The sequence below is a fragment of the Nocardia kruczakiae NBRC 101016 genome (assembly GCF_001612965.1).
Classification (GTDB): domain Bacteria; phylum Actinomycetota; class Actinomycetes; order Mycobacteriales; family Mycobacteriaceae; genus Nocardia; species Nocardia kruczakiae.
This window is the reverse complement of record NZ_BDBL01000056.1, coordinates 13,990-26,127: the sequence shown is the minus strand read 5'-3', so window position 1 is coordinate 26,127 and position 12,138 is coordinate 13,990. Positions and strand designations below refer to the sequence as shown.

At 67.8% G+C, this 12,138-nt stretch carries 7 protein-coding genes; 6 read left to right on the top strand and 1 reads right to left on the bottom strand.

The genetic code is table 11. From position 1 onward, the window contains the following. Positions 1-7: 7 nt before the first annotated feature. From eccE to NK1_RS29635, 5 genes are all read left to right on the top strand, one after another. Positions 8-1,669 carry a type VII secretion protein EccE gene (gene eccE / locus NK1_RS29655; RefSeq protein WP_245660931.1) on the top strand — a complete coding sequence of 554 codons (1,662 nt, stop codon included), beginning with the start codon at positions 8-10 and terminating at the stop codon, positions 1,667-1,669. A 27-nt stretch (positions 1,670-1,696) separates the two neighbouring features. After that, entirely contained in the window at positions 1,697-2,032 is a 336-nt protein-coding gene (locus tag NK1_RS29650) for a helix-turn-helix domain-containing protein (RefSeq protein WP_223273873.1), read from the top strand. A gap of 75 nt (positions 2,033-2,107) precedes the next feature. Continuing rightward, positions 2,108-3,163 (top strand): hypothetical protein, encoded by a 1,056-nt coding sequence (locus NK1_RS29645; protein ID WP_063014045.1) that lies wholly within the window; start codon positions 2,108-2,110, stop codon positions 3,161-3,163. An 80-nt stretch (positions 3,164-3,243) separates the two neighbouring features. Then, positions 3,244-3,933, top strand: a complete 690-nt coding sequence (locus NK1_RS29640) for a hypothetical protein (protein WP_063014043.1) — start codon at positions 3,244-3,246, stop codon at positions 3,931-3,933. A 120-nt stretch (positions 3,934-4,053) separates the two neighbouring features. Beyond that, complete coding sequence (locus tag NK1_RS29635) at positions 4,054-8,970, top strand: NAD-glutamate dehydrogenase (RefSeq protein ID WP_063014041.1); 4,917 nt, start codon at positions 4,054-4,056, stop codon at positions 8,968-8,970. Positions 8,971-9,072: 102 nt separating this feature from the next. Here the strand turns inward: NK1_RS29635 and NK1_RS29630 are convergent, their stop codons facing one another. Then, positions 9,073-10,317: an SPFH domain-containing protein gene (locus NK1_RS29630; RefSeq protein WP_063014039.1), complete on the bottom strand. Its 1,245-nt coding sequence runs from the start codon at positions 10,315-10,317 to the stop codon at positions 9,073-9,075. A 183-nt stretch (positions 10,318-10,500) separates the two neighbouring features. Here NK1_RS29630 and NK1_RS29625 point away from each other — a divergent pair, with 183 nt between their 5' ends. Next, positions 10,501-12,051 carry an amino acid permease gene (locus NK1_RS29625; RefSeq protein WP_063014037.1) on the top strand — a complete coding sequence of 517 codons (1,551 nt, stop codon included), beginning with the start codon at positions 10,501-10,503 and terminating at the stop codon, positions 12,049-12,051. The last annotated feature ends 87 nt before the right edge of the window (positions 12,052-12,138 follow it).

The following is a 12,138-nucleotide window of genomic DNA, read 5'->3' as shown; positions in this document are numbered from 1 at the left end:
GCCGATCGTGACGGCTTCGATCGCCGCCAGTTTCGTGCTGGTCGGTTTGTGGGGGCGCGCGCCGCTGTGGGTAGCCCCCCTGGTGGTGGTGGCGATGGCGACCGCGGTACTGGTCCGCGTCGACGGGCGTACCGCGGTGCGCTGGTTCCTGGACTGGTGCGCGTACCGGGCCGGTATGGCGGCGCGGGCCCGGGAGCGGGCCCGGCCGCGCGAGATCCACGACGTGGAGGTCGCCGCCGGAGTGTGCGGTATCCACACCGACGAGTCGACGCTGGTCGCGATGATCCAGCTGGCGCCCGACCTGGATCTCCCCACCGTGATCGGTGAGGAGACGCTCTACACCGAGGACGTCGTACCGATCGACACGCTGGTCTCGATGCTGGACCAGTACGGGATCGCCGTCGACATCGACATCGTGACCACCGGCCAGCGAGTCCGTCCGGCCACCAGCTACAGCATGCTCTACGACCAGCTGATCGGAACCCATCCGGTGGTGGGGGAGCGGATGACCTGGCTGGTGCTGCGCCTGGATCAGCAGCGCAATCTCACCGCGCTGGCCCGCCGCGGACCGGCCGAGGTCACCGGCCCGAAAGCCCTTGCCACCGCGGCACATCGGATCGCGTCCCGGCTGCGCGAGCGGGGTATCTCGGCACACGCCCTGCCCGCGGACGCGTTGCGGGAGGCGACCCGGCTGCTGCACGCCGGGGTCGAACCGGCGGAGTTGCGGGAGCGCTGGGGGCAGCTGGAATCACCGGCCTCCGGGCGCTGCGTGACCAGTTTCTCCATCGACTGGACCCGGCTGCACGGTGCGGGCCTCGACGACTGCTGGAACTGGAATCGCGGCCGGACCACTCTCGTGGTCAGCCTGGCCGGCGGCGCGCTCGGACCGCGCGGCATCGTGCGCTATGTGGGCCCGCCGGTCACCTCGGCGCCGGTCGACTATCTGCGGCGGCTCGGTGGACGGCAGTCGACGGCGCTGCTCGCGACGCTGCCGACCGGAACCCCGGTCTCCGCCTTGCCGCCCGACGACACCGGCAACGACGTGGCCTCCGCGGAGCTGCTCGCGGAACTGCCGATCACCATCGGCCCCAACGGGCAGATCCTGGGATCGATCAGCGGCCGGCCGCAGCACGCGCTCGCCCTGCCGCTGTTCGATCCGGCGCGCTACAACCCGCGCCGGCGCACCATCGACGTGCACGCCGATCTGCCGGTGGCCCAGCAGATCGTGCTGCGCGCGATGGTGGTCGGCGCCGACGTCGAGGTGCATTCGGCCCGGCCGCACCGCTGGTCGCAGCTGGTTTCCGCGGTCGGTGACCCCTCCTCGCTGCGGCTGGCACCCGAATCCGGACTCGCCGACGCGGAGGCCGGGGCCGCCGGCAGCCCGGCCACCATCGCGGTGTTCGACCAGATGTCGCCGCGCGCCTCGACGGCACAGACCACGGTGACCATCAACGATCCGGGGACCTCGCGCCGCCGATCCGTGGATCTGGCGATCAACCAGGTCACCGCGACGTCGGTGGATGTCAGCATTCCGATGCGCACGGTGCGAGTGGATCTGATCGAGCCGCGCGGCGAGACCCGCTATTACGACAATCCGGCGCCCCCGGCGGCGGCAGGCGATAGACCGGCGATCACGGCCCCGCAGGTAGGTGGTCCTGGTGCCGACTGACGAATCGGGACGGTAATGTTGATCAATGTGGTGGCGGACTCCCAGACCGATGGTGATATTCAGCCTCCGGACGGCGACGACTCGCTAACACCCCGGCAGAGCGCGGCGGCGATCTTCTCCCGCCGCCTGTCGGAGCTGATCGCGGAATCCGTGGTGTCGACCGAGGACGGCTCGACCAGGTCGCTGACGCTGTATTCGCTGGCGCAGCACCTGGAACTGGCGTACCCGGATGTGCCGGTGTCGCAGTCGGGGCTGTACCGGCTGGTGCACGGGGAAGCGATCCCGCGGTTGGATCTGATCATCGCGCTGGCCCGGGTCTTCGATGTGCCGCCGGAGTACTTCGTCACCGAACGTCCGGACTGAATCGGCGAAAACTGTTCTCCCCAGCGGGAATAGTGCCGATGAGGCCCGGATGTGATTGTCGCTACCATCCGGGATATGCCCGCCGAGGACCAGGGAGATCTCTTCCTTCGCCATCGCGGCGCGGTCCTGGACACGCTGCTCTCCGACCCGTCCTTCGGATCGCCCGAATTCACCGCCGACGATGGCCCGGCCGCCGGTCCGTCGGCTACCGAACACCCGAATGTCGTTGACTCCGTCGCGGATTCCGATTCGGTACCGTCGGTGCGCAAGGTGAGTTCCGGGCCGAAGGCCAGTGACCGGATCATGGCGCTGCTCAGCGGGGAATCGCCCGCCGGGTCCAGCCAACTCGAATTCACCTCGGATTTCTCCGAGCGTTCGGCCCGGCTCGGCGCGGCGGCGGAGGAATCCGAACAGCGGGCCGGCGCCGCCCCCGAAGCCCCGGAGAAGGCGGCCGGCCGCACCTCGGCCGATGGGCCGCAATTTCCGCAGGTAGTGCTGGCCCAGCTGCGCAAACCGAAGGTCGCCCTGGCCGTCGCCGCGGTGTTGGCCCTCGTGCTCGTGCTGGTGCTGGTCACCACGGGCGGTAAGAAGAGCAACCCCGATCAGCTGGCCGTGGTCACTCCGGTGGCCGCCGCACCCACGTCGTCGAAGCCGGGCGCGGGCCCTGAATCGGCCCCCTCGGAGTCGAACAGCGCCCCCATCAAGGTCCGATCCGCGCAGGCGCGCTGCCCGGCCGGCAGTACGGACGCGATGGACGCCTTTTCCGGTGAACCGGGCAAGGCGTGGTCCTGTGTGCGGGCGTTCAAGATCGACGGGCAGGTCATGACGATCGACCTCGGCAAGAAATACCAGGTGGACTCCATCGGGATCGTCCCCGGCTGGGACAGTGTCGGCAGCGACGGTGCGGACCAGTGGAACAAGTACCGCACGGTGAGCCGGGTGTCGTATCTGTTCGACGATCCGACCGCGACGCGCTATACGCAGCAGACGCTGGATCAGCGCAGTCTCGTGGTCACCAAGATGTCTCCCGCGGTCAGCGCCTCGAAGATCACCTTGACGATTCAGCAGTCCAAGGGCGAGCCCTCGATCAACACCACCGCCATCTCCTCGATTGTGATCACGGGACATTGAAACCTCCGCATTCGATCTGCCAGTACTGCTCCCATCGCAATGGCGGAGACGAAACTCGTTGCGGCCATTGCGGAGCCCCGTTGCCGCTCGGTCCCGAACCCCGTGTCGACGGCGGTGCCACCGGTCACCCGCTGCTGGCGGACGCCGCGCACACCGCATTGGAAGCCGGGCGCCTGGTCGCCCGCACCGCGGGTGCGGCGGAGAAGGTGGGCGCCGAGGTGGCGAAGGTGGGTGAGGGCGCGACCAAAGCGGCCGCGGAGGCCGAAAAGGGCGCTGCCGCAATCGCCGCGCCGGAGGTCAGCTGGAAGGTCGCGATCGCCGCGATCGCCGCGCTGCTGGTGGTGGCCGTCGTGGTCATCCGTTCCTGTGCGGTGAACGCACCGCCGATGATCGGGCAGCTCACCCCCGTCGAGGCGCTGCCCGATCTGGTTCGGGCCGCTTCCTCGTGCCGGCATGTCGACAGCGGACCCGCGGTGGACAACTGTGTGATCGCGGCCGATCACCCGTTGTTGTCCGGCGGTATCACCGACGGCCGGCAACTGACCTTCACCGTGCGTGCCGATCCACCGCAGAATCTGACCGCGGTGGTCAACGGCTGGCGCGTGGCCGGCGGCACCGTCATCGCCGACGGCACGGTGTTCGTCGCCATCGGTCCTTCGGCAACGGTGTGGTATGCAGATACCCGCACCGGTCTGCGCATCGAGACGGCGACGTTCGCGAATCGTGCAGGCGCGCAGACATTTCTGTTCCGATCCGGTTTGGTTCGCTGAGAAACCGGGTAGCGGCGCGCAATCCTTGTTACACTGAAGAACGTGCCGTTATTTAACGGCACGTTACAGACAGTCCGCAATACTGCGGTACCGATTCCGATCGCGGGAAGGCACGGGTCGATGGTGGCAACAACCCAGCAGACGATTTCATGGAAGCGATTCCGTGATGATCCGACCGATCTGGAGGCGGTGTACTTCCGCTGGATTCAGCCGGGAGCCGCGGCGCCGACGATCACCGACCGTGCCGAGCAGATCTTCCGGCATCATCTGGAGCTGGCCGCGGGGCGGCGGCCGGGAACCGCGGTGACCAGGCTGTATCGCGCCGGAGACGGCAGCGATCTGGGGCCGGCGCTGCAGATCGTCAACGACGATATGCCGCTGCTGGTGGATTCGCTCACCGCGGCGCTGCAGCGCCTGGGCGCCACCGTGACCGAGGTGGTGCATCCGGTCTTCGACGTCCTGCGGGATCGGCGCGGCCGGTTGCGGGCGATCGCGCCCAGCGAGGGATTCGATGTGGCGCAGGCGAATTCGGCGAGCCGATCGGAGGGCAGCGGCAACGTCGTCACCGAGTCGTGGATCCATGTGCAGCTGGGTGCCGGGGATTCCGACGCGGTGCTGGACCGGATCGAGCGGGCGCTGCCACCCCTGCTCGGTGAGATCCGTCAGGTCGCCCACGACACCGAGGCGATGACCCGCACGATGGGAACGCTGGCCGCGCGGCTGGATTCCGTACCGCAACCGTCCGCGACCGAGGCGGCCGAATGCGCGCAGTTGCTGCGCTGGCTCACCTCCGGGCACTTCACCCTGCTGGGATACGGCTACTATCGGGTTCACCCCGGCGCCGACGGTCCGGAGCCGCAACAGGTTTCGGGCACCGGACTCGGCGTGCTGCGCAACGGTTCGGGTGTGGACGTGGGCGCTCCCGCGACCGGTTCCGAGCAGATCCTGCGGCTGTCCAACGGTTCCCTGGACTCGCTGCTGCCGGGCTCGCCGGATGTGTACGTGGTCAGCGTCGCCGACTACGCGGCCGAGACCACGCCCTCGGTCGCCGGTCAGGTGGTGGGCGAACACGTTTTCGTGGGCACCTTCACCGTCAGCGGCTTCCACGAGAACATCCTCGACATCCCGGTGATCTCCCGCCGCGTCCACCAGGTCATCGAATGGGCGGGCCTGGCACTGAATTCGTTCTCCGGCCAGGCGCTGCTGGAGATGTTGCAGACCTTCCCGCGCGTCGAACTGTTCTCCACCGACGCGCGCCGCCTCTTCGAAACCGTCTCCGCGGTCATGAATCTCGGACTGCGGCGCCAGATCCGGCTGTTCCTGCGCCGCGATGTGGGCAGCAACGCCGTGTACTGCCTGGTGTACCTGCCGCGCGACCGCTACTCGACCGAGGTGCGGGTGCGGATGCACGAGATCCTGCGCCGCGAATTCGATGCCGAGCAGATCGCCTACTCGGCGCGCGTCACCGAATCCGAACTCGCCGTCGTCTATTTCACGGTGCACCGCGGAGCCGACGCCGAACCGGCGGATATCACCGAATCCAACCGCGAACGCATCCAGGACCTGCTGTTCGCGACCACCCGCAGCTGGAGCGACCGGCTGGTCAGCGAGGCCGCGGGCCTCGCCGAGATCGCCGCGCCGGTCGTCCAGGACTACGCGACCGCGTTTCCGGCGACCTATCAGCAGGAATACGAGCCCGCGCGGGCGCTCGACGACCTGTGCCGGCTGCAGCGCCTGGCCGACGGGCAGATCGATACCGATCTCTACCGCACCGCCGGCGCCCCCTCGGGCGAGTGGCGCTTCACGCTCTACGTCGCCGGGACCGAGGTGTCGCTGAGCCGCGTGCTGCCGCTGCTGCACAGCCTCGGCATCGAGGTCGTGGAGGAAAAGCCCTACCGGCTCGAACTGCCCGGTGACAGCACCCGGTGGATCTACGACTTCGGCCTGCGGGTCGCGCCGAATACGCTGCGCGGCAGCGGCGAGGGCGATCCGGAGGCCGATCTGGACCGCGCCGTGGCGCTGGAATCCCTGCCGGACACCAGTATTCGCAAACGCCTGCCGGAGGCCGTGTCGGCGATGTGGTTCGGCGACGGCGAGGTCGACGGACTCAACGAACTCGTCCTGCGGGCCGGATTGCACTGGCGCCAGATCGCGATGCTGCGCGCCTATGCGAAATATCTGCAGCAGGCGGGATTCGCCTACACGTTCGCCAACATCACCCGCGTGCTGCTGGCGCAGCCGAGCACCGCGCGCGCCTTCACCGAATTGTTCGCCGCCTATTTCGATCCCGAACACCTCGGGCCGGTCGCGACCGCGCGGGCCGCGGCCATCTCGTCGCGGCTGCAGGACGAAATCGATGCCGTGGTGAGCCTCGACACCGACCGGATTCTGCGGGCGATTCTCGGGCTGATCACAGCGACCCTGCGCACCAACTATTTCCGCCGCGACGAGGACGGAAATCCGCCCGGACATCTGTCGTTCAAATTCGACCCGCACGCCATCGCCGAATTGCCCCGTCCGCGGCCGCAATTCGAGATCTTCGTGTATTCACCGCGGGTCGAGGGCGTGCATTTGCGTTTCGGTGCGGTGGCGCGCGGCGGGCTGCGCTGGTCGGATCGCCTGGAGGATTTCCGGACCGAGATTCTGGGTCTGGTGAAGGCGCAGGCGGTGAAGAACGCGGTGATCGTGCCCGTGGGCGCGAAGGGCGGATTCGTGGTGAAACGCCCGCCGGCCGCGACCGGTGACGCTGCGACCGACCGCCAGGCCATGCAGGCCGAGGGCATCGCCTGCTACCGCACCTTCATCTCGGGACTACTCGACCTCACCGACAATGTCGACCACGCCGGTGGTGAGGTCATCCCGCCGCAGCGGGTGGTGCGCCGCGACGGTGACGACACCTATCTCGTGGTGGCCGCCGACAAGGGCACCGCCACGTTCTCCGATATCGCCAACGAGGTCGCGCAGCAGTACGACTTCTGGTTGGGGGATGCGTTCGCGTCGGGTGGTTCGGCGGGGTATGACCACAAGGCGATGGGGATTACCGCGAAGGGTGCGTGGGAGAGTGTCAAGCGGCATTTCGCGGAGATGAACATCGATACCCAGCGTGAGGAGTTCACGGTGGTGGGTGTCGGGGATATGTCGGGGGATGTGTTCGGTAACGGGATGTTGTTGTCGGAGCACATCCGGTTGGTGGCGGCGTTCGATCATCGCCATATTTTCATCGATCCGGATCCGGTGGCGGGGGTGTCGTTCGCGGAGCGGAAGCGGTTGTTCGGGTTGGCGCGGTCGTCGTGGGCGGATTACGACACGTCGCTGATCAGCGAGGGCGGCGGCGTCTTCGATCGCTCCGCCAAGGCCATCGCGATCACGCCGCAGATCCGCGCCGCGCTGGATCTGGATCCGGGCGTGAGCACGCTGTCCCCGCCGGAGATGATCCGGGCGATCCTGCTGGCGCCGGTCGATCTGCTGTGGAACGGCGGAATCGGCACCTACATCAAGGCCAGTACCGAATCGCACGCCGACGTGGGCGACAAATCCAACGACGCGGTACGGGTCGACGCGGATCTGTTGCGGGTCAAGGTGATCGGTGAAGGTGGCAATCTGGGCGCCACCGCGCTCGGGCGCATCGAGTTCTGCAAACTCGGCGGCCGGATGAATACCGACGCCCTGGACAACTCCGCCGGCGTGGACTGCTCCGACCACGAGGTGAACATCAAAGTGCTGCTGGGAGCGGCGATTTCCGCCGGCGATCTGGCGGAGTCGGACCGTAACGCCCTGCTGGCCGAGATGACCGACGAGGTCTCGGCACTGGTGTTGCGCGACAACATCTCCCAGAACTTCCGGATGGGTCTGTCGCGGTCGAACGCGGCGGCCATGGTGGGGGTGCACCGGCGGCTGATCGCGGAGCTGGAGACGCGGCGCGGCGTGGATCGGCAGCTCGAGGCATTGCCCTCGGATGCCGAACTGGACCGGCGCGCCGCGGCCGGCGCCGGGCTGACCTCACCGGAACTCGCCAATCTGCTCGCGCACGTGAAGCTTTCGCTCAAGTCGGATCTGCTCAGCGGTGATCTGCTGGACAGCAGTGCGTTCGAGGCCCTGCTGCCCGGCTACTTCCCGACACCGCTGCGGGAACGCTTCGGCGCCGCGATCGGCCGCCATCCGCTGCGCCGGGAGATCCTGGCCACCATGGTGGTCAACGATATGGTCGACTACGGCGGCATCACCTACGCCTTCCGGCTCGCCGAGGAGGCCGGCGCCACCACCGACGACGCGGTACGCGCCTTCACCGCGGCCGTGGAGATCTTCGATCTGCGCGCACTGTGGGAGCGCATCCGCACCACGCCGATGCCGGCGGCGGCGCGCAACGAGCTGGAGATGGAGACCAAACGCACCCTGGACCGGGCGGCGCGCTGGCTGCTGACCAACCGGCCGCAGCCGATCGCGGTCGGCGCCGGTATCGCGCGCTACCGCGACGGGGTGCGCGCGCTGGCGGCGCGGGTGCCTGCTTGGCGGCCCGGTGCGCTCGCCGACGATCTGATGTCGCGCTCCGGCGGACCGATCGGTCACGGCGCCCCGCGGGAGTTGGCGGAGGAGGTGTTCCTGCTGATCCATCGGTTCCCGCTGCTGGACGTGCTCGATATCGCCGACATCTGCGAACGCGATGCCGACGAGGTGGCCGCGCTCTACTACGCGCTGGACGCCCATTTCGACATCCAGCGGCTGCTGTCCGCGGTGGCCGGACTCGACCGTGGCGATCGCTGGCAGACGTTGGCGCGCTTGGCGGTTCGCGAGGATCTCTACGATTCGCTGCGCTCGCTCACCGCCGACGTGCTGACCACCACGGAACCGGTCGACACCCCCGAGGAGAAGATCGCCTACTGGGAATCGACCAACCGTTCCCGCCTCAGCCGTGCCCGCGCGGCACTCGGGGAGATCTTCACCTCCGAAGCCCACGACCTGGCGACCCTGTCGGTGGCCGCACGCCAGGTCCGCAGCATGGTCGGCAGCGCCGAAACGACGGCGACGGTGCCCAGCTGACCTGCCGGTGGGTTCGGGTGCGCCGACTGGGACCGGCACACCCGAACCCGCTCCGGAAATCTGTGCCGACGCCGCCCACCCGAATCCGGGTGGGCGGCGTCGTTATGCGGGGGTTCCGCAGGCGCCGCAGAAACGGGCGGTGGGAGGGAGTTCGGTGCCGCATTCGGTGCAGTGGCGTGGGGGAGCGGCCAACCGTGTCCCGCAGTGCATACAGAATCGTGCGGCGCGGGGATTGTCGGTAGCGCAGGATGCGCAGGTCACGTGGTCCGAGGCGGTGGCGTCGTCCACGGGCTGTGGCGCTGTGGACGAAGGCCCCGATCCGACGCCCGAGGGGGAGCCGGGCGTCGCGGATGCGCCGGGTTCGGCGGTAGGGGTCGGCGGCAGTGAGGCCGAGGTCTTCGAGTCCGGTGGCGGTTGCAGGGCCGGCCGGCCCGCCGGCTGACCGAACGGCGGCGCGGGCGGAGGCGGGGTTTGCTGCGCGGCCCACGGCACCGTCGACGACTGTCCCATGCCCGCTATCGCGTTGAGACCCAGTGCGGCGCCGAGGAATCCACCTTCGCCACCGCCGCCGTGTGAATGCGCCAGACCCTGTCCCGCGCCCAGGGCCATTTCCCCCGCGGCGTAACGCTGGAAATCGCCGGCGAGCCGGATGTAGGTGACATCCTTGGCGAGTCGTTTGAGTCGCTCGGCGTCCTCGGGTGCCAGGGTGATGTCGAAATTCCCCATGCGCGAGATCCGCATTCCGTACTCGTACAGCGTGAGATTGGTCTGACGCACCACCGCCGACTCGATCGACTGCAGTTGCGCCGAGAGGCCGAGCACCTGCCAGTCGCCCTGCGAGATGCCGTGCGACACGGTCATCTTCATCGACTTGAGCAGCAAATCCGCGCACCAGGCCTGAATTCCGGCAGGATCGGTGAGATCGGTGGTGCCGACGAGGGAGGTGATCAGTTGCGCGGGATCGCGCACGGCCAAGGCGAATTCGCCGAAGACCCGCAGCGTCACGATCTGCTCGCTGGCCGGGTCCACGATGTCGTCGAGCCGGCCGCCGAATCTGACGCCGGCGAATTCGCGGGTGGAGACGAAATACAGCTCCGCGCGGTAGAAGTTGTTGCCGGTGACCGAGTCCACCAGTGCGCCCAGCACCGGCAGTTCGTCGGCGTCGACGCGATGGCGGCCCGGTCCCATCGTCGCGACGACCCGGCCGGACTTGACGAACAGTGCGATCTGATCGGCGTTGACGATCGTCCGGCTGTAGCGCCGGATGTTCAGATCGGGCCATTTGTAGACCAGCTGGTCCTTGCGGCCGTCCGGGACGGCGATGAATTCCCGCTCGAACCAGGCCATATCCTCGCCCTTTCTCGGCCGTTGTCGTTATCCAGCGTACCGATACCTATCGGTATGGTCTACCGCCGACCTCGGCGGCGGGATTTCCGTTGTGTTACAACCTATCCCACGTATTGAACGTGCCGTTGAATGACGGTACATTGCCCATAGATATGATCGCCGTCACGTGAAAGGTCCTCCCCCATGACAACTGTTCGACCTCCCTCGGAGGCGACGGCGCCCGCGGACGCGCTGCATGCCGAGGATGCGGGCTATCACAAATCGCTGCGCCCCCGCCAGCTGCAGATGATCGCCATCGGCGGTGCCATCGGCACCGGCCTGTTCCTCGGCGCGGCCGGCCGCCTGCACGACGCGGGCCCGGGCCTTTTCCTCGTCTACGCCGTCTGTGGAATCTTCGTCTTCTTCATCCTGCGAGCGCTCGGCGAGCTGGTGCTGCATCGCCCCTCCTCGGGATCGTTCGTCTCCTACGCGCGCGAGTTCTACGGCGAGAAACTGGCTTTCGGCGTCGGCTGGATGTACTTCTTCCACTGGTGTATGACCGGGATCGTAGACATCACCGCGATCGCGACATATGTCCACTACTGGGGAGGGACCCGCAGCATTCCGCAGTGGCTCATCGCGTTGGTCGCGCTGGCGATCGTGGTGAGTATCAACCTGATCTCGGTGCGCTGGTTCGGTGAGCTCGAGTTCTGGGCGGCGTTGATCAAGGTGATCGCGCTGGTCGCCTTCCTGATCGTGGGTGTGATCATCCTCGGTGGCCGCTTCGAGCTGGACGGCCAGACCACCGGTCCGAGCCTGCTCTCCGCGCACGGCGGTCTGTTCCCGACCGGACTCCTGCCGCTCGTCACCGTCACCACGGGCGTCGTCTTCGCCTACGCGGCAGTCGAATTGATCGGCACCGCCGCGGGTGAGGCCGAGAACCCCGAGAAAATCATGCCGCGCGCGATCAATTCGGTGATCGCCCGGATCGCGCTGTTCTACGTCGGTTCGCTCGTCCTGCTCGGACTGCTGTTGCCCTACACCGACTTCCACGCCGGTGAGAGCCCGTTCGTAACCTTCTTCTCCAAACTCGGGGTGAACGGCGCCGGATCCATCATGAACCTGGTCGTGCTGACCGCCGCGTTCTCCAGCCTGAACGCCGGGCTGTACTCCACGGGCCGGATTCTGCGCTCGATGGCGATGAACGGCAGCGCGCCCAAGCTGGCCTCACGCATGTCGAGTTCCGGTGTGCCGTACGTCGGAATCCTCGCCACCGGCTGCATCGCGCTGATCGGTGTGGGACTCAACGCGATGGTGCCGGACAAGGCGTTCGAAATCGTGTTGAACATGTCGGCGCTGGGCACGATCTTCGCGTGGACGGCGATCATCCTGTGCCAGTTGCAGTTGTGGCGCTGGTCGCGCATCGGCAAGGCGGAGCGTCCGTCGTTCCGGCTGATCGGCGCCCCGTACACCAGCATCGCGACCCTGGTGTTCCTGGCGGCGGTGGTGGTCCTGATGGCCGCCAGTGACGACGACGTGCAGCGCTTCGCCGTGCTGGCCATGGTGTGCGTCATGTTGCCGGCGCTGGTCGCGGGCTGGTTCCTGGCCCGCCGCAAGGTGCTGGCGATGGCCACCGAACGCCTCGGCTACACCGGCCAGTTCCCGGTGCTGGCGGAACGTCCGCTACAGAACGAGGCGGCCGAGTCGGCAGCCGAATCCGGGGAGCCGGGATCAGCGCCCGACGCCGAGAAGTAGTCGCACCCTCCGCCCCGGTACCACCGGGGCGGAGCTGTTCCCGGCGTTGGGAAGCTCGGGGGCGCGGTACCGTGGCCGGGGAACGAG

What these genes read in the sequence shown, in the direction of transcription:
- NK1_RS29625 (WP_063014037.1), top strand. Translation starts at nt 10,501, where the DNA reads ATGACAACTGTTCGACCTCCCTCGGAGGCGACGGCGCCCGCGGACGCG.
- NK1_RS29630 (WP_063014039.1), bottom strand. Translation starts at nt 10,317, where the DNA reads ATGGCCTGGTTCGAGCGGGAATTCATCGCCGTCCCGGACGGCCGCAAG.
- NK1_RS29635 (WP_063014041.1), top strand. Translation starts at nt 4,054, where the DNA reads ATGGTGGCAACAACCCAGCAGACGATTTCATGGAAGCGATTCCGTGAT.
- NK1_RS29645 (WP_063014045.1), top strand. Translation starts at nt 2,108, where the DNA reads ATGCCCGCCGAGGACCAGGGAGATCTCTTCCTTCGCCATCGCGGCGCG.